Below are 18,204 nucleotides of genomic sequence, written 5' to 3' on the forward strand. Positions count from 1 at the left end.
CAAAATCAAGAGATCGCAGCCTTCGGCAGCTCCTACACTGATCCCTGTAGGCGCTGCCGAACGCTGCGATCTTTAGATTGTCAGGCGGCGATCAAATTGCCTGTGCGACGCGGTTCGGCAGGTTTCGCCACCTCACCAAACAACACCTTCTGCACCGCCTGCTGCGCTTCGAACGCCAGTGCCGCACGCTCGCGGCCCTGACAGGCAATCGGTTTGAGCAGATGCACTTCGACATCGCCGCAGTCATGGCTGAACAGGCGCATCAAATGCGACAGCAAGTCGTCGTCGCCAATGAACGGCGCCAGCGTGTCGATTTCGCCGTCGCGCAGGTAACGGATCGCCACCGGCTGCAGCATCACCTGCGAATCGATCGCCGCCGACAGCAAGCGGCCATGAAACGTACGCAACGAACGGCCATCGGTGGTGGTGCCTTCAGGGAACATCAGCAGTGAATGTTCGGTTTGCAAATGACGGGTCATCTGCTTACGGATCAACTGGCTGTCGCCCGAACCACGGCGGATGAACAGGCTGCCGGCCTTGGCCGCGAGCCAACCGGCCACCGGCCAGGTGCGCACTTCGGCCTTGGACAGAAACGACAGCGGCGTGAGCATGCCCAGCAACGGAATATCCGTCCAGGACACGTGATTGCTGACCCACAGCATCGGCTGTTTCGGCATCTCGCCGTGCACGGTCACGCGAAAGGGCAGGGCGTTGCTCAGCCGCGCCATGAAAAAACGCGACCAGCATTGGCGACGTTCCATCGAATGCGCCAGCCCAATGCGTTCGAACACACCGAAGACGCTGGCCATGGTCAGCCCCAGCGTTACCACCAGCAGCACTCGCGCAATTCGCGCGTACACCCGCAGCCGGCTCATTACACTGCCGCCTTGAAATGCCTGGCGTAACGCGGGCAGAGTTCGTCGCGCTTGAGCAGGATGAACACGTCGGCGACCTGGAAGTCTTCGTCCCAGCACGGCTCGCCGCAAATCTTCGCACCGAGGCGCATATAGGCTTTGAGCAGTGGTGGCATTTCGGCGATGACGTTGGACGGAATATCCAGTGTCGGCAGCGGATTTTTCGGCTCGGCGCGCAGGTGTTCGGTGCACAGATAACGTTCGCGCAGACGCTGCATGATCGCATGGGCCTGAATGCCGCCGTCCTGCATCGGGATGCTCGCGCACCCCATCAGATAGCTGTAGCCACCCTGATTGAGCACTTCGGCCAGTTCGCCCCAGAGCACGGCAATGGTGCCGCCGTTGCGGTAGGCCGGATCGACGCAGGTGCGACCGATTTCCAGAATCGGCCCTTGCAGATGGGCGAGGCCATGCAGGCTGAATTCTTCTTCGCTGTAGAACTTGCCGAGGCTGCTGGCGGCGGTGTGATCGAGCAGGCGGGTGGTCGCCACCAGGCGCCCGGTGTTCAGATCCCGCACGCCGATGTGGCTGCAGTGAACATCATAATCATCCATGTCCAGACCCAGTTCCGCGCCTTTGAGTCTGGCGTTGAACTCGCCGCTGAAGACGTTGAAGCGCAGGGCCTGGGCTTGCTGCAAGGCTTCGGCGCCGACCAGGCGTTCGGCTTGCAGGCGGCGTTCATTGCCGGTGTCGCTGATGCGGGCGATTTGCGTCATGTGAATCTCCGTACGGGCCTTTAACCCGTCGTGGGTTGCAGCCGATCGACTTTCTTTATGCAGCCGTGTTGTGCAAAGTCAGGCTATGTAGCCCCGGTGTCATCGCCATGAACGTTCGGTGATGCTTATATGACAGCCCACAAGGAGGCGCCTATGCCCTGGTCAGACCTGCTGCACTGCCGTGAACGCTTGCCCGCCGCTGCTGATTTGGCTGAGGGTTTTGCGATGCTGTTGCAGGCGTTGGGCAAGGTCACGCCGTTCGAGTTGGCGGTGGCGGGCGGGCGGCGGATGACGACGCCGGGGCGGGCGTTTCTGGTCGGTTATCAGGCGGCATTGCGCATGTTGTGGCCGAGCGCACCGCTGAGCCTCGGCGCGTTATGTGCCACCGAACAGCGCAGCCTGCGCCCGGCGGACATGCACACGCGACTTGCCGATTTGCGCTTGAGCGGGCGCAAGGATTTCGTCACCGCCGGTGATGCGGCTGACTGGCTGCTGGTGGCGGCACGCAGTGAAGAACCCGGCGAAACGCCGCGTCTGAGTCTGGCGGTGGTTTATCCCGGCGAGCCTGGCGTGAAGGTTGAAAAACTGCCGGCGCTGCCGTTGATGCCGGACATCAGCCACGGTCGCCTGCACCTCGATGGCGCCCTGTGCGAACTGCTTGCGGGCGATGGCTGGGATGCTTACGTCAAACCGTTTCGTACCCTTGAAGACGTTTATGTGCTCAGCGCCATGACCGCGTGGCTGTATGGCGTTGGCCAGGACAGCGACTGGCCGCAGACGATGCAACTGCGTTTGCTGGCGCTGCTGGCCGGGTGCGCCGAAGCCAGTCGGCAACCGCCGAACCACCCGGCCGGGCACGTGTTGCTGGGTGGGTTGTTTGCGCAATTTGAATCGCTGGCGGGGGAGGTGACCCAGGCGCTGGCCGATGGGCCGGTGGAGTGGGCGCAGATGTGGCAGCGGGACAAGGGCGTAATGCAATTGGCGGCTGGGGCGAGGGCCAAGCGGCTGGCCAAGGCTTTGGCGCAAGTCTGACTGGCCCTTTCGCGAGCAGGCTCGCTCTCACCGGGCAACCGTGTTTCTTCAGTTGAAACACAGTCGAAATGTGGGAGCGAGCCTGCTCGCGAAAGCGGCCTGAAGAGCACCATACATCTGTCATCAACTGCTCCTAATCTCAGCAGACCAACCCCAGAGCCCTAACCATGTTCAAAGGCCTGTCCCTGTTCCTGCTGCTGATCAGCTTCACCGCTCAGGCCGAAACATGGCCCGGCGAGCAATGGCCAATCGGCTCGCCAATCAGCGGCCCGGCCGTCCAGGCGCTGGAAAATTACGCCTTTGCACCGCGCAACGACACCACCCGCCAGGGCATCCGCACCGATGCCCTGCTGGTCATCCGTGACGGCCAGATTATCTACGAACGCTACGCCGGCCCCTCCACCGAACAGACGCCGCACCTGACCTGGTCGATCAGCAAAAGCCTGATGGCCGCTGTCCTCGGTGTGGCCTACGGTGAAGGTCGCTTCAAACTCGACGACCCGGCACTGAAGTTCTATCCGGCGCTGGAAAAACACCCGGCGATCACGCTCGGCAATCTGCTGAACTGGGCTTCCGGGCTGGACTGGCAGGAAGACTATGAATACGCCCCGCTGAAATCTTCGGTAGTGGCGATGCTCTACACCCGAGGCCATCACGACATGGCGGCGTTCACTGCCGAACACGATGCCTACGCCGCTCCGGGGCAAGCCTTTCGCTATTCAAGCGGCGACAGCAATCTGCTCGCCGCCACGCTGAAGACCATGGTCGGCCCGACGCTTTATCCCGACTATCCGTGGACGGCACTGTTCGACCCCTTGGGCATTCGCCATGCCGTGTGGGAAACCGATGCCAGCGGCACTTTCGTCGCCTCGTCCTATGCCTATCTCACCGCCCGGGATCTGGCACGGGTCGGTCTGTTGATGGCGCGAGACGGGCGCTGGAATGATCGGCAGGTGCTGCCCAGGGACTGGCTCGCGTTCAGCCTCAAACCCTTTGCCGCCTACAAGGCGCATCAGGATGAAGCGGTGCCTGGCGGTCATTGGTGGCTCAATCTCCCGGCCGGTGATGCAGCTTCGCCGTGGCCTGATGCTCCACCCGACACCTTCGCTGCCCTCGGCCATTGGGGGCAGGCGCTGTATGTCATCCCCAGCGAAAAACTGGTGATCGTGCGATACGCCGACGATCGCGATGGCAGCTATCGCCATAACCAACTGCTCAAGCATGTGTTGCAGGCGGTGCGGCCATGAAGCGGTCAGTGCTGTTGCTGCTGCTCGTGCTGTTCGCCTGGGGCTGGTACGAGCGCGAGAATCTGTGGGCCTTCCCGGACATCATCAGCGCTTACACTGCGAAGGAATATTGCTCGTGCCGTTATGTGATGAGCAACGGCGCCGAGTATTGCCGTGGTTATGTAAAGCAATGGCTGCCAACCAGCCAATTCACCGATGATCCCGCCAGCAAAACCATCACCGTCAGCGGCATGGGCCGCAGCAACAGCGCAAAGTGGCTGAGCGAACGCCAGGGCTGCCGCTTACAGCCTTAAAAGATCGCAGCCTTCGGCAGCTCCTACAGGGTGGACATAATGGTGTAGGAGCTGCCGAAGGCTGCGATCTTTTGATCTTGATGTTGCAATAAACCCATGGGCGGTTAAGGTTCGTGCAGGTTTATCGGCCAACGAGTGTTCAATGTTCAACCGCTCCCTTTATAAGGCCTGCGCCAGTCTGTTGCTGGCGGCTGCCGCGTTGCCGGCACAGGCCAATTGGTATCTGGACGGCGAGTCGTCGCGGCTGTCCTTCGTCAGCACCAAAAACGCCAGTGTGTCCGAAGTACAGCGCTTTCTGGTGTTGCACGGCAAAGTCGACCCCAACGGTCGCGCCGAAGTCGAAGTCGAGCTGGACTCGATCAACAGCGGCATCCCGCTGCGTGACGAGCGCATGCGCAAGGAGCTGTTCCAGATCGCCCAGTTTCCCGCAGCGACCATCACCACCCAGATCGATTTGCGCCCGATCAACGATCTGGCCCCGGGCGCGCAGCTGGAGTTGCGCCTGCCACTGACCGTCAACCTGCACGGCAAGCAGCACGAATACCCCGCCGAGTTGCTCGCTACCCGTCTCGATGACCGGCGTTTTCAGGTGGTAACGCTGGAGCCGCTGGTGATCAATGCCGAGGATTTCGACCTCGCGCCGGGCCTGGAAAGCCTGCGCAAGCTCGCCGACCTGTCGGCGATCAGTCTGTCGGTGCCGGTGGGTGCGGTGCTGATCTTCACGGCGCGCTGACATGCGCGGTGCGGTGTTCCCCTGGCGGGACGGCAACCGTTTCGAACTGTTGATCGATGGCCCGCAGTTCTTTCCGCGCATGCTCGAGCACATTGCCGGCGCACGGGAGCAGATCGAGCTGGAGCTGTATCTGGTCGAGGCCGGTGCATGCGCCGAAGCCATCGTGCAGGCACTGGTCGCGGCGGCGGAGCGCGGTGTGCGCGTACGTTGCCTGTTCGACGATTACGGCAGCCTCGCGTTTACCCTGACATTGCGCCAGCGCCTGACGCAGGCCGGGGTCGAGTTGCGTTTCTACAATCGCCTGAGCTGGCGGCGCTGGGTCGGCAACTTCTATCGCGATCACCGCAAGCTGCTGCTGGTCGATCAATGCCTGGCGGTGGTCGGCGGCACGGGTGTCACCGACGAGTTCTGGACGCCCGGCTTTGATGTCAGCGAGTGGCACGAAGTGATGGTCGAGATCAGCGGCCCGTTGGTGATCGACTGGCAATTGCTGTTCGATCGCCAGTGGATCGCCAACCGTTATCGTCGCGCCTGGCGCCCGGCTGCGCATTTCGGTCTGCCGCGGCTGCCGCGCGTGCCTGACAAGGGCAAGGGTATGGGCCGTGTGGCTTATGCCGACGCGCGCCAGCACCGCGACATTCTGCAGTCGCTGTTTCGCGCCTTGAACAGCGGCCAGCAACGCATCTGGATGGCCACGCCGTACTTTCTACCGACGTGGCAAATTCGCCGCTCCCTGCGCAAGGCCGCTGCGCGTGGCATCGATGTGCGTCTGCTGCTGACCGGGCCGCGCACCGATCACCCGTCGGTGCGTTATGCCGGGCATCGCTATTACCCACGTCTGCTCAAGGCCGGAGTGCAGATCTTCGAATACCAGCCGTGCTTTCTACACCTGAAAATGGTGCTGGTGGACGATTGGGTGAGCATCGGCTCGTGCAACTTCGATCACTGGAATCTGCGGTTCAATCTGGAGGCGAATCTGGAGGCACTGGACCCGGCGCTGACGGCAGCGGTGGAGGCGAGCTTCATCAAGGATTTCGGGCGCAGTCAGTTGGTCAGCCTGGAGGCGTGGAGGCGCCGGCCATTGTGGCGGCGGGTCAAGCAGCGGGTGTGGGGCTGGGTGGATCGGTTGGTGGTCAACATCCTTGACCGCCGCGGTTGAAACAAGATCAAAAGATCGCAGCCTTCGGCAGCTCCTACAGGGTATACGCCATCCCAATGTAGGAGCTGCCGAAGGCTGCGATCTTTTGCTTTTTGCTTTCAAGGGTTACAGGAGTTCGAAGCTCTGCTGGGTCACATCCTGCGAATCCAGACCGATCTGCACGTTGAACTTGCCAGGCTCGGCCGCATATTTGAGCTGGGCGTTGTAGAACTTCAGGTCGTCCTCGGTGATGGTGAAGTGCACGACTTTCTGTTCGCCGGCCTTGAGCATGATCTTCTGGAAGTTCTTCAGTTCTTTAACCGGGCGGATCATCGAACCGGTGACGTCCTGAATGTACAGTTGCACCACGGTTTCGCCGTCACGCTTGCCGGTGTTTTTCACCATGACACTGGCGTCGAGCTTGCCCGTGGCGTTCAGGGTGGTCGACGACAGCGCCATGTCACTCAGAGCGAATTGCGTGTAGCTCAGGCCGTAACCGAACGGAAACAAGGGACCGGTGGTGTCGTCGAAATACTGCGAGGTGTAGTTGCCCGGTTTGCCCGGGGTGAACGGCCGGCCGATGCTCAGGTGGTTGTAGTAGGTCGGAATCTGCCCCACGGAGCGCGGGAAGGTCACCGGCAGTTTGCCCGACGGGTTGTAGTCGCCGAACAGCACGTCGGCGATGGCATTGCCGCCCTCGGTGCCGCTGAACCAGGTTTCCAGAATCGCATCGGCCGACTGGTTCTCTTCAAGAATGGTCAGTGGGCGGCCGTTCATCAACACCAGCACCAGCGGTTTGCCAGTGGCTTTCAGCGCGCGGATCAATTCGCGCTGGGTTTGCGGAATGTTGAGGTCAGTGCGGCTCGAGGATTCGTGGGACATGCCACGGGACTCGCCCACGGCGGCGACGATCACGTCTGCATCTTTCGCCGCTTTCACCGCTTCGTCGATCAGCACGTTGGCCGGACGCGGGTCATCGACCACTTCCGGGGCATCGAAGTTGAGGAAGTTAAGGTAATCGAGAACTTTCTTGTCGCCAGTGATATTGGCGCCACGGGCGTAAATCAGGTTGGCCTTGTCGCCGATCACCGAACTCATGCCATCAAACAGGGTGACCGATTGCGCCGGACGCCCGGCGGCGGCCCAACTGCCCATCATGTCGATCGGCGCCTTGGCCAGTGGGCCGACCAGCGCGATTTTCGCGTCTTTGTTCAGCGGCAGGGTTTCGTTGTGGTTCTTCAGCAGCACCAGACTGCGACGCGCCACCTCACGGGCCTCGGCGCGGTGCAGGCGGCTTTCGGCGTAAGTGTCGGCCGGATCGTCTTCGGCCTTGCCGATGCGCAGGTACGGATCCTTGAACAGGCCCATGTCGTACTTGGCCGCGAGCACTTCGCGCACGGCGTTGTCGATGTCTTTCTGCTCGATCTCGCCGGACTTGAGCAGCCCAGGCAGCTCTTTGCCGTACAGGGTGTCGTTCATGCTCATGTCGATGCCGGCCTTGATCGCCAGCTTCGCCGCTTCGCGACCGTCGCGAGCGACGCCGTGCTTGATCAGTTCGAAGATCGCACCGTGATCGCTGACCGCCAGACCCTTGAAGCCCCAGTCCTTGCGCAGCAGATCGTTCATCAACCAGGTGTTGGCCGTGGCCGGAATGCCGTTGATCGAGTTCAACGCCACCATCACACCACCGGCGCCGGCATCGATCGCCGCGCGGTACGGCGGCAGGTAATCCTGGTACATCTTCACCGGGCTCATGTCGACGGTGTTGTAGTCGCGACCGCCTTCAACCGCGCCATACAGGGCGAAGTGCTTGACGCTGGCCATGATGCTGTCGGCAGCACTCGGGGTCTCGCCCTGATAGGCCTTGACCATGACTTTGGCGATGCGCGAGGTCAGGTAAGTGTCTTCACCAAAACCTTCGGAGCTGCGACCCCAGCGTGGATCGCGGGAGATATCGACCATCGGCGCGAAGGTGATGTCGAGGCTGTCGGCGGCGGCTTCCCTGGCGGCAACGCGGCCCGACTGGCCAATGGCGTCCATGTCCCAGCTCGACGCCAGAGCCAGCGGAATCGGGAAAATCGTACGGTGACCGTGGATGACGTCGTACGCGAAAAACATCGGAATCTTCAGGCGACTGCGCATGGCAGCATCCTGCATCGGCCGGTTTTCTGCACGGGTGATCGAGTTGAACGTGCCGCCGATGTTGCCGGCGGCGATCTCTTTGCGGATCAGCTCGCGGGGCATTTCCGGGCCGATGCTGATCAGGCGCAACTGGCCGATCTTCTCGTCGAGGGTCATTTGTTTCATCAGATTGCCGATGAAAGCGTCCTTGTTCTCCAGGGGTACCGGGGTCGTGGCGGCCAGTACCTGATGACTGACCAGGCTGACGAACAGACCCAGCAAACACAGCTTCTTCATGAATTTTTTCTCAAGGGCTCAAGCGGTGATGCAACACCGGCCAGCCATAATGTAGGGAGCGACTATTGTTGTTCGGGTGCCGGCTCGAAAATCCTGAGCCAAAAAACCACAGCCGACAGCGGCAGCATGAACGCGAAGGGCACTTTTTAGCCCATTAGCCCGTCGCATGCCAGTGGCGGCGCCGATTATGCCCCAACCGCTGGCCGGGAATGTCCAGCGCTCGGTTTTTAAATCAAATGTGTCATGGAGCATCACTGCAATGAATATCAGCCCAACCTATCGTTCACGGCTACAGGTCGCCACGTTGCTGGTGTGCGCCACGCTGTTGACCGCGTGCGGCATCAACAATATCCCGACCCTCGACGAACAGGCGAAAGCGGCCTGGGGCCAGGTGCAGAACCAGTACCAGCGCCGCGCCGACCTGATTCCCAATCTGGTGGAAACGGTGAAGGGCTACGCCGCCCATGAGCAGGAAACCCTGACTGCGGTGATCGAAGCCCGCGCCAAGGCGACGTCGATTCAGGTCGATGCCAGCACCCTCGACAATCCCGAGAAGCTCAAGCAGTTCCAGCAGGCGCAGGATCAACTGACCGGCGCGTTGAGCCGTCTGATGGTGGTCTCCGAACGCTATCCGGACCTGAAGGCCAACCAGAACTTTCTCGCCCTGCAATCGCAACTCGAAGGCACCGAAAACCGCATCGCTGTGGCGCGCAGGGATTTCATCCTCGCGGTGCAGAAATACAACACCGAGATCCGCACCTTTCCCGGTCGGCTCTGGCACAGCGTGATGTACAGCGATCTGCCGATGCGTGAAACCTTCGAAGCCACCACGCCCGGCGCGGAAAAGGCCCCGGAAGTGAAATTCTGACTCGAGGTCGCCCATGCGTGTGTTGAAACTGGGCCTGGTGCTGATGCTGTGGCTGTTTGCCGTCAGCGCCCGGGCCGAATTGACGTTCCCGGCGCTGAGCGGGCGCGTGGTCGATCAGGCGCAAATGCTCGAGCCATCGGTGCGCGCGCAACTGAGCCAGCAATTGCAGGCCCACGAACAGGCCACCGGCGAGCAATTGGTAGTGGTCACGGTGCCGGATCTGCAGGGCACCACCATCGAGGATTTCGGTGTTCAGCTCGGTCGCCACTGGGGCATCGGTCAGAAAGACAAAAACAACGGCGCCTTGCTGATCGTTGCCCGTGACGAGCGCAAATTGCGCATCGAAGTCGGTTATGGTCTGGAGGATCGACTGACCGATGCGCAGTCGTCGGTAATCATCCATCAGGTCATCACCCCGGCGTTCAAGGCCGGCAACTTCAGCAAAGGCATCAGCGACGGGGTCGCGGCGATGCTGGTGGTGCTCGGCGGCAATCCGCTGGACGAGCCGTCGACCGTGTACGAATCCAGCGGCGATCCGGCCGATGATTTCATCTCGCGGCATCCGGCGCTGTTCATGTTTCTGGTGATGTTGTTCATCCTGACGGTGTTTGTCTGCCAGATGCTCGGTATCCTGCCTGCCGGTCGTGGCGGCTCCGGGGGAGGGGGCGGCTTCGGTGGTGGCGGCTTTGGCGGCGGTGGCGGCGGTGGGGGCTTCAGCGGTGGCGGGGGCAGCTTCGGCGGCGGCGGTTCGTCCGGCGGCTGGTGAGATCAAAAGAATAATGAGCAGGCACTTTTCGACATGGCATTACTGACAGAACACGAACAACGCAAAGTCGCCGAGGCTATCGCCCGGGTCGAGTGCGACACCGACGCCGAACTGGTCACGGTGCTCGCCGCCCGCGCCGACGACTACGCGTACATCCCGCTGTTGTGGGCCAGCCTGCTGGCGCTGGTGCTGCCGGGCATCGTCCACTACCTCACAGGCTGGCTGACCTTGCGCAGTCTGCTGCTGGTGCAATGGGGCATGTTCATTGTCCTGTGCCTGCTGTTTCGCCTGCCGAAGATCACTACCCATCTGGTACCGCGCCGCGTGCGCCACTGGCGCGCCTCCAACCTGGCGCGGCGGCAGTTTCTTGAACAGAACCTGCACCACACCGTGGGCAGCACCGGCATGCTGATTTTCGTCTGCGAGGCCGAGCGGTATGTGGAGATTCTGGTGGATGAAGGGATTTCCAAACGGCTGGATAACAGCAACTGGGATGCGATTGTCGCGGCATTCACCGAGCAGGTCCGGCAAGGGCGCACGCTGGAGGGGTTCGTGACGTGCGTTGAGGCATGTGGCGAATTGTTGAAAGTGCATGTGCCGGTGACGCAGGTGCGGAACGAGTTGCCGAATCGTTTGATTGTGTTGGGCTGAGACCTGTGGCGAGGGAGCTTGCTCCCGCTCGGCTGCGCAGCAGTCGTCAATTTTGCTGTCTGAGTTTGTCTGAATGAATGCCAGGGGCCGCTTCGCGCCCCAGCGGGAGCAAGCTCCCTCGCCACATGAATTCATTGCGCCTCAGCGATGCCTTTGCTCAGGTTCAAGCCGTTCGGTAAATAAGAGGGTGTCGCCAACCCCCATCCCCCCTAAAATACCCGTCATTCCCGATTTCGCCCGTCCGAGGCCGCTTTTTCATGTCTGCTACTGCCCCTTCCAATAAACCGGCCCCCGATCATCACGCCCAGTTCATCGAGCTGTTGCAATCCAGCCTCGACGACAATGGTTTCATCAAACTGGTGCTGGCCAAATACGTCGGTGAAGAGGCGGATCTGCAACGGGTCATTATCAAAGCGGTGGCGGTCAAGGCGCAGCCATGCCTGTCCTTTGTTTACCGCTACAAGACCCGCGACATCACCAAGAACCTGCCGCTGAACGAAGGCGTGGCGCTGATCGCCGGGTTGGTGCCGGCCTCGTTCAAAAATGCACACTTGCTGGCCTTGACCGACGAAGCGCAACTGGAATACAGCAAAAAAGGCAAGCCTTCGCTGTTCAAGAGCAAACCGCAGCAATTGCGTGAGGCGCCGTCCGCCGAGCACAACCGCGAGAAAAACCGCTTTCTCGATCTGAACCGACCGTTTCTCAAAGACCTGGGCGTGACCAATGCTCAGCACGAGCTGATCCCGGCGATGTCGCGCAAGTGGAAGCAGATCAACAAGTTCATCGAAGTGTTCAGTCACGCCCTGACCTCGTCGCCGCTGGCCCTGGATAAACCGGTGCGGGTCGCCGATTTCGGTTCGGGCAAGGGCTACCTGACCTTTGCCATTCACGATTATCTGCGCAATACCTTGCAGGCTGAGGGCGAGGTCACCGGTGTCGAGTTGCGCGAAGAAATGGTCAACCTGTGCAACGCCGCAGCGGCGAAGCTGGAGCACCCGGGGCTGGTGTTCAAATGCGGCGACGTGCGCACGGTGGCGCCGAGCGAGCTGGACGTGATGATCGCGCTGCATGCCTGCGACATCGCCACCGATTACGCCATTCACACCGGCATTCGCTCCGGCGCCTCGATCATCATGTGCTCGCCGTGCTGCCACAAACAGATCCGCCTGCAGATCCAGAGCCCGGCGCTACTCAAGCCGATGCTGCAATACGGCCTGCACCTGGGCCAGCAGGCGGAAATGGTCACCGACAGCTTGCGTGCGTTGTTCCTCGAAGCCTGTGGTTACGAGACCAAAGTCTTTGAATTCATCTCGCTGGAACACACCAACAAGAACAAGATGATTCTCGCGGTGAAACGCGCCCAGCCGGTCGATCCGACGCAGCTGTTGGCGAAGATCGCAGAGCTGAAAGCGTTCTATCACATCAGCGAACACTGCCTGGAAACCTTGCTGCGCGCCGACGGCTATATGCAGTGAGGGGCAGCTGCAAGCTGCAAGCTGCAAGCTGCAAGTTTCAAGCTGCAAGCTTCAAGTTGAAGCATGACGCTGGTGTGCCGGTGTTGGGTGATCTTGCTTTTTCTTGAAGCTTGCAGCTCGCAGCTCGCAACTTCAGGCTTGCAGCTTGCAGCGGCATGAGCCTTTGAAATCAAAAGATCGCAGCCTTCGGCAGCTCCTACACCTGGAATGCATTTCCATGTAGGAGCTGCCGAAGGCTGCGATCTTTTGATCTTGCTTCAAACCTCAACCGGTACCGACAATTTCGGATCACCGAGGGCATGGCTCTTGGCATCAAAGAACCGCAACTCAATGCCGGTATCTTCAAACACCTTGGCGTAGTGACGTTTCTGATGCTGGATGAACGCGGCACTGCGCGGATAAATCGAGATCGCCACGCACTTCGGCCTGGCCAACCGCAACGCTCGCACCAGATGCGCATCCTGCTCGCCCAGCGCATGGCCGAAGATGCACAGGCTGTCGCCATGGGCCAATAACTGCTCGTAGCAGAACGACAGATAATCCGAGCTGCGAATGGTCTTGAGCTTGTCCGCACTCGGCCCTTCGCTGACGAACAGCGGCACGTCGTCCAGCGTCTTGATCGTATTGTTGATCGCAAAGCTGCCGAGCAGGGTGCCCTCGGTCGAGGTCAGTTTGCGTGCGGTGCCGTCCTGGTTGCGCACCAGATGCAGACCACCGTGCAGATACAGCAGGCGCGGTTTGTCCGTGGCACTCTGGCTCAGATCGAAACTGGCGTCGGGGCCGTTGAACAGGTCGTCGAGCGCCTCGCCGGAGTGTTGCAGCGCCCAGTAATTGAGCAGGTCGTAATTGGTCGTGAACACCGTGCGATAGCGCGCCAGTTCCGCATTCAGCACCGCCAGGGTCGAAGACTGCACCAGGCGCCACGGAATGTGCACCGCATGCACGGCGTTGATCAGCGCTTCCTTGATCGCGTAATAGCGATTGCGCGGCGCCGCCGAGCTGACCGCCAGTGCCTTGTTGACCCGGCTGGTGGTTTTCAGTGCGCCCAACACTTGCTCGAAGCTGCGCGTTTGCAGCGCGTCGAACACCGCCAGTTCCGAGAGGCTCAGCGGTTTCTCTTCGACCGTGCGGGCGTTTTCGAACAGCGAGTCGTAGCCGAAGTCATCCCACACCGCGCGGCTGGCGCCATTGCCTACCAGCAAACCGTTGAAAGCGGTCGCGGCGCGCAGGGCGTTCCAGTCTTCGAGGGTGGCGTCGACATCCAGAAAATCGGTCATTGCGTGGGCAGTCTCAAAACAAAGGGCAGATGGACGGCGACTTTATCACGAGCGGACATTGAGCCAGATCAACATTGGCCGTGACCGATCGGTCGATCCTGTGTCCATCTGCCGGATTGCAGCGATCGATCCGGCTCCAGTCAGGAGACATTTGATGAGCAGCACCTTCTTCATTCCGGCGGTCAACATCATGGGCAGCGGCTGCCTCGACGAAGCCATGCTCGCGATCCGCAACTACGGTTTTCACAAGGCGCTGATCGTCACCGACAGCGGACTGGCCAGGGCCGGCATGGCTGCGATGATCGCCGAAAAACTGGCGATGCAGGACACCGATTCGGTGATCTTCGACGGTGCCAGACCCAACCCGAGTACGGCCAATGTCGAAGCCGGCCTGGCGCTGTTGAAGGAGAGCAACTGCGATTTTGTGCTGTCGCTGGGCGGCGGCTCGCCACACGACTGCGCCAAGGGCATCGCCCTGTGCGCGACCAACGGCGGGCAGATCGGCGATTACGAAGGTGTCGATCGATCAAGCAAGCCGCAACTGCCGCTGATCGCCATCAACACCACCGCCGGCACCGCCAGCGAAATGACCCGTTTCTGCATCATCACCGACGAGTCGCGACACGTGAAAATGGCCATCGTCGATCGCAACGTCACGCCGCTGCTGTCGGTCAACGACCCGGACTTGATGCTCGCGATGCCCAAAGGCCTGACCGCCGCCACCGGCATGGACGCACTGACCCACGCCATCGAAGCCTACGTCTCCACCGCCGCCAATCCGATCACCGACGCCTGCGCCCTCAAGGCCATGAGCCTGATCAGCAGCAACCTGCGCCTCGCCGTGCGCGACGGCACCGACCTTGCGGCGCGGGAAAACATGGCCTACGCGCAGTTTCTGGCGGGCATGGCATTCAATAACGCCTCACTCGGATTTGTCCACGCGATGGCGCATCAACTGGGCGGCTTTTACGATTTGCCCCACGGCGTGTGCAACGCGGTGCTGCTACCGCACGTGCAGAGTTTCAATGCGCAGGTATGCGCCGACCGGCTCAGAGATGTCGCCCACGCCATGGGCGCGGACATTCGCGGTTTCAGCGCAGAGGAGGGCGCGCAAGCGGCGATACATGCCATTCGCAGCCTGGCCCGGGACATCGAGATTCCCGGCGGACTGCGTGAGCTGGGTGCCAGGCTCAGCGATATCCCGATGCTTGCCGCCAACGCCTTGAAGGACGCTTGCGGACTGACCAATCCACGGGCGGCGGATCAGCGCCAGATCGAGGAAATCTTCCGCAATGCGTTTTGAATCAGGGTGTGCAGGCGAGCGACGCCGAGCAGTTAATCGCCTGTTTGTGCCGCGACGGTAAATGTCCGCACCCGGCCCCAATCTGAAGTTTCGCCGGCAATGTTGTGGACAGCGGATATCCGGTACTGCCCGACCGGCAAGAGTGGCGCAGCCGGGGTTTTCCATTGTCGGTCGCTGTCGACCTCTGCGCGGGCAATCTCAAGGCCGGTCTCCAGATCGAAAATACTGACGAAACCTTCGGGCCGTGTGACATCTCCCGAAAACAGCGGAGGCGCCTCTACCTGTGCTCCCTCTACCGGTTCCCGAACGAGCGGGACGTCGATGTCGGGCCGCAGTCGCACCTCATATTCGCGCTTGTCGCTCCATTGCGACGTGGTGCTCTCATACGTCTGGTGGGCGTGAATCCTGTGCGGGCCTTGAGGCTGAGCGCCGCTGATGCTGAATGCCCAACGTCCTTTTGCGCTGACCCTTCCTGCGCCGAGCGAATGGGTGTTTTCAATGTTCCAGACCTGGACAAGCGCATTGGGTATGCCGCTGCCGAGCAACAGTGTTGCAGGCCCGGTCGTGCTGCCCTGCGCAGGATAGGTGATGGTCGGGGCCGGTACAGGTTGTGAAATGTGCTCGTCGCGAGTGCTCATCGTTGTTCTCGTCTACGGCTGATCTGAAATGCTGAGGTTGGCATGACGTGCCTGACTTCGAACCTGTAAGAACTACCAGTTATTCAGGCTTTTTTGATTGATGAGTAATTTCGTTTTCTTCTTAAAAACTGTCATTTATGTCAGTTGTCCGCAACGACTTCTTCGGGTCGAATGCTCCGTAAATGGGGATCGGGTCGATCTCTTGAAGAGAATGCGAACATGTCGAAATCCACCACAGCAACATCACTGAACGCGCAGTCAGCCGGGGATCTGGATGTTCTCTTTGGCCAGCGAACGCTGAAATTTCCCGGAGCAGGCAAGACCATTGGCCGAGGCGTGGCGATCACCCCGTCAGGGCAGATCATCGTCAGCGCAACCGTCGAGCAATCGGGCCATTCGTACTACGGCCTCGCGCGTCTGGATGCCGACGGAACTCCGGATCCGGCTTTTGGCGAGGGCGGATATCTCTGCGGCCAATTCGGCACAGGACCGCTGTCGCAAGGCGGACAGTTGATGATTGATGCGCTCGGACGGATCTGGATGTGCGGTGTGATTGGCCTTACCAAAGACAAGCTCATCGAGTACCAACAAGTCATCGCCCGCTTTTTGCCCGACGGCTCGCCGGACATCGAGTTCGGCGGCGAAAGGAACGGCTACCGGATTGTGCCCATGCGTATTCCTTCACTGTTCGGTGCCACGCATGGCCGACTGCTGCTGGCGAAATCCGGTCCGCAGAGTGCGCAGCCGGACAGGCTGCTGTTCGTGACCTCGCAGAAGGGCAGTGGCTTGCTGACGCGGTTGCATCTCGATGGCTCGGACGATTTGACGTTCGCCGCCAATGGCTGGCTGCCCCTGACACTGCCAGGAGTGGCCATTTCGTTGCTCGGAATCGTCCAGCTCGGCGATGGGCGGATTCTGCTGCATGGCAAAACAGAAATAACCAACCAGGGGTTGGTCATGGCGTTCGATCACAGCGGCAAAGTCGCCGAAGCATTCGGCGACAAGGGGATATTGCTGCTGAACATTCAGCGTGATGGCAAGCCGCTGGAAAGCAGCGTAATGGACATCGTTGAGCAAACGGCACAGCGCGTACTGCTGCTCGGTTCGGCGGTGGAGTCAACGGAAGGCGAGAAACTGCAACATGCGTTCATCAGCGGTATCACTTACACCGGTGCGATGGATGAAACGTTCAATGGCAAGAATCCTGTGATCACCCCAGCGACACGGACACTGGATCTCAGGCAATGGAAAGCGGGTTTCGCGCTGGATGACATCGACGGCAAGCGGATCGTTGCAGTCGGACAGACCTCGGGCAGCACCCGAGGCCTATTGACGGCGGGCTTTCTGGCCGATGGCGCGGTGGATGATTCATTCGATGTCGAAGGCGCGAAGGATATATCGTGGCCCGCCAGCGCCGCCTGCGCGCAAGGCTCTTCGATCCTGCTTATGGGGCCTAACGACGACAGCGCGCAGCTGGTCCGCTTGCTGACCGCCCCTGCCACGAAACGCCGTGAAAGCATCGGCCATTGAGCAGGCGCAGGTAAAACCGGGCTATCCTGCGGACTCGGATGAACCCCTGTCTTCGAGCCCAACATGCTGCAAAAAAGCCTGATCCGCCGCCTCGACCTGATCACTCTGCAACTGTTTGTCGCCGTCCACGAAGAGGGCACGCTGACCCGTGCCGCTGCGCGCGAAGCCATTGCGGTGTCGGCGGCGAGCAAGCGTCTGATGGAATTGGAGGAGGCGCTGGGCATCGCACTGTTCGTGCGTCAGGCCAAAGGTATGGTTCTCACCCCGGCCGGCGAAACCCTGCTGCACCACGCACGGCAAATGCTCTTCAACGTAGAAAAGATGGGGCTGGAGTTGGGTGAGCACAGCCACGGTGTGCGCGGCTATGTGCGCATGCTGGCCAATCTTTCAGCGATCATTCAGTTCCTGCCCGAAGACTTGCGTGACTTTTCGGGGCGACATCCGCAGGTCAAGACCGACCTCGAAGAACGGCCCAGCGCCGGGGTGATTCAGGGTGTGCTCGACGGCGTCGCGGACCTCGGCATCTGCTCTGAGGACAGCGACACCAAGGGTCTGCACAGCGTCTTGTACCGGCAGGACAAACTGGTGGTGGTGATGCTGCCGGAGCATCACTTGGCTATGCGCGAATCGCTGGCCTTCGATGAAACCCTCGACAGTGACTACGTCGGCTTGCACGCGGCCAGTTCGATCAACATGCGCACCCATGCGGCGGCGCGACAGGCCGGCAAAGTCCTGCGCATCCGCATTCATGTGCCGGGATTCGATGCGGTGTGCCGGATGGTGCAGGCGAACATGGGCATCGGCATTCTGCCGCAGCGTGCCTATGAGTTGTTCGGTCAGGCGCTGGGGTTGCAGGCGGTGCCGCTGACCGATCCCTGGTCGGATCGCGCGCTGATTGTGGTGGTGCGCGATGAAGCGGGATTGTCGCCGGTGAGCCGGATGCTGTTTGAGCATTTGCGTAGGCGGTAGATCCCGATCGCGGCTGCTGGCCTCTTCGCGAGCAGGCTCGCTCCCACAATGGATGCAAAACTTGTAGCCGCCACCAACCCCTGTGGGAGCGAGCCTGCTCGCGAAGGCGGCGTTGAATCCACCATAGAACTCTGGAGCATTCGCATTTCGCGAACGGCCATTGCCGAAAGACGGTTGGATTAGCCAGTCACCGTTCCTCTAGCCTTGGCCGCCTATTCCAAGAACAAGAGGGACCC

17 protein-coding genes are annotated in these 18,204 nt (G+C 60.8%); 12 read left to right on the plus strand and 5 right to left on the minus strand.

Features of this window, described 5'->3' with window-relative positions:
- Window positions 1-80 precede the first annotated feature (80 nt).
- Together VNV36_RS20915 and olsB are read right to left on the minus strand one after the other, a co-directional pair.
- Entirely contained in the window at window positions 81-875 is a 795-nt protein-coding gene (locus tag VNV36_RS20915) for a lysophospholipid acyltransferase family protein (protein WP_325720109.1), read from the minus strand.
- Window positions 875-1,630: an L-ornithine N(alpha)-acyltransferase gene (gene olsB, locus VNV36_RS20920; RefSeq protein ID WP_325720110.1), complete on the minus strand. Its 756-nt coding sequence runs from the start codon at window positions 1,628-1,630 to the stop codon at window positions 875-877. The genes VNV36_RS20915 and olsB overlap by 1 nt, the downstream gene beginning before the upstream one ends.
- A gap of 153 nt (window positions 1,631-1,783) precedes the next feature.
- On the opposite strand from olsB, the gene VNV36_RS20925 reads away from it, so the two are divergent.
- The 5 genes from VNV36_RS20925 (at window position 1,784) to VNV36_RS20945 (ending at window position 6,094) form a co-directional block, all read left to right on the plus strand.
- On the plus strand, window positions 1,784-2,662 hold the full coding sequence (locus VNV36_RS20925; RefSeq protein WP_325720111.1) for an acyl-CoA dehydrogenase middle domain-containing protein: 879 nt from the start codon (window positions 1,784-1,786) through the stop codon (window positions 2,660-2,662).
- 167 nt (window positions 2,663-2,829) lie between these two features.
- A complete protein-coding gene (locus VNV36_RS20930) occupies window positions 2,830-3,909 on the plus strand; it encodes a serine hydrolase domain-containing protein (protein ID WP_325720113.1) in 1,080 nt (359 codons plus the stop codon).
- The gene (locus VNV36_RS20935) at window positions 3,906-4,202 is read left to right on the plus strand and encodes an amidase (RefSeq protein WP_325720115.1); all 297 of its coding nucleotides are present in this window, start codon (window positions 3,906-3,908) and stop codon (window positions 4,200-4,202) included. The genes VNV36_RS20930 and VNV36_RS20935 overlap by 4 nt, the downstream gene beginning before the upstream one ends.
- Window positions 4,203-4,344: 142 nt before the next feature.
- Window positions 4,345-4,935 carry a YceI family protein gene (locus VNV36_RS20940; protein WP_325720117.1) on the plus strand — a complete coding sequence of 197 codons (591 nt, stop codon included), beginning with the start codon at window positions 4,345-4,347 and terminating at the stop codon, window positions 4,933-4,935.
- Window position 4,936: 1 nt separating this feature from the next.
- On the plus strand, window positions 4,937-6,094 hold the full coding sequence (locus VNV36_RS20945) for a phospholipase D-like domain-containing protein (protein WP_325720119.1): 1,158 nt from the start codon (window positions 4,937-4,939) through the stop codon (window positions 6,092-6,094).
- Between the two features lie 105 nt (window positions 6,095-6,199).
- Here VNV36_RS20945 and bglX read toward each other — a convergent pair whose 3' ends face one another.
- Window positions 6,200-8,491: a beta-glucosidase BglX gene (gene bglX / locus VNV36_RS20950; protein ID WP_325720120.1), complete on the minus strand. Its 2,292-nt coding sequence runs from the start codon at window positions 8,489-8,491 to the stop codon at window positions 6,200-6,202.
- A gap of 259 nt (window positions 8,492-8,750) precedes the next feature.
- Between bglX and VNV36_RS20955 the strand changes: the two genes are divergently transcribed.
- From VNV36_RS20955 to VNV36_RS20970, 4 genes are all read left to right on the plus strand, one after another.
- Window positions 8,751-9,359 carry a LemA family protein gene (locus VNV36_RS20955; protein WP_325720121.1) on the plus strand — a complete coding sequence of 203 codons (609 nt, stop codon included), beginning with the start codon at window positions 8,751-8,753 and terminating at the stop codon, window positions 9,357-9,359.
- Window positions 9,360-9,372: 13 nt separating this feature from the next.
- On the plus strand, window positions 9,373-10,125 hold the full coding sequence (locus VNV36_RS20960) for a TPM domain-containing protein (protein WP_325720123.1): 753 nt from the start codon (window positions 9,373-9,375) through the stop codon (window positions 10,123-10,125).
- Between the two features lie 33 nt (window positions 10,126-10,158).
- A complete protein-coding gene (locus VNV36_RS20965; protein WP_325720125.1) occupies window positions 10,159-10,776 on the plus strand; it encodes a TPM domain-containing protein in 618 nt (205 codons plus the stop codon).
- 257 nt (window positions 10,777-11,033) lie between these two features.
- Complete coding sequence (locus VNV36_RS20970; protein WP_325720127.1) at window positions 11,034-12,251, plus strand: class I SAM-dependent methyltransferase; 1,218 nt, start codon at window positions 11,034-11,036, stop codon at window positions 12,249-12,251.
- 257 nt (window positions 12,252-12,508) lie between these two features.
- On the opposite strand, the gene VNV36_RS20975 is transcribed toward VNV36_RS20970, so the two are convergent.
- Window positions 12,509-13,528: a DUF4917 family protein gene (locus tag VNV36_RS20975; RefSeq protein ID WP_325720129.1), complete on the minus strand. Its 1,020-nt coding sequence runs from the start codon at window positions 13,526-13,528 to the stop codon at window positions 12,509-12,511.
- Between the two features lie 154 nt (window positions 13,529-13,682).
- Here VNV36_RS20975 and yiaY point away from each other — a divergent pair, with 154 nt between their 5' ends.
- The gene (yiaY, locus tag VNV36_RS20980) at window positions 13,683-14,831 is read left to right on the plus strand and encodes an L-threonine dehydrogenase (protein WP_325720131.1); all 1,149 of its coding nucleotides are present in this window, start codon (window positions 13,683-13,685) and stop codon (window positions 14,829-14,831) included.
- Between the two features lie 32 nt (window positions 14,832-14,863).
- Here the strand turns inward: yiaY and VNV36_RS20985 are convergent, their stop codons facing one another.
- Window positions 14,864-15,469: a hypothetical protein gene (locus VNV36_RS20985; protein ID WP_325720133.1), complete on the minus strand. Its 606-nt coding sequence runs from the start codon at window positions 15,467-15,469 to the stop codon at window positions 14,864-14,866.
- Window positions 15,470-15,640: 171 nt separating this feature from the next.
- Between VNV36_RS20985 and VNV36_RS20990 the strand changes: the two genes are divergently transcribed.
- The gene (locus VNV36_RS20990; protein ID WP_325720135.1) at window positions 15,641-16,999 is read left to right on the plus strand and encodes an NHL repeat-containing protein; all 1,359 of its coding nucleotides are present in this window, start codon (window positions 15,641-15,643) and stop codon (window positions 16,997-16,999) included.
- Between the two features lie 63 nt (window positions 17,000-17,062).
- Entirely contained in the window at window positions 17,063-17,968 is a 906-nt protein-coding gene (locus tag VNV36_RS20995; RefSeq protein ID WP_325720137.1) for a LysR family transcriptional regulator, read from the plus strand.
- Window positions 17,969-18,204 lie beyond the last annotated feature (236 nt).

It is taken from the genome of Pseudomonas sp., assembly GCF_035554175.1.
Taxonomy (GTDB): Bacteria; Pseudomonadota; Gammaproteobacteria; order Pseudomonadales; family Pseudomonadaceae; genus Aquipseudomonas.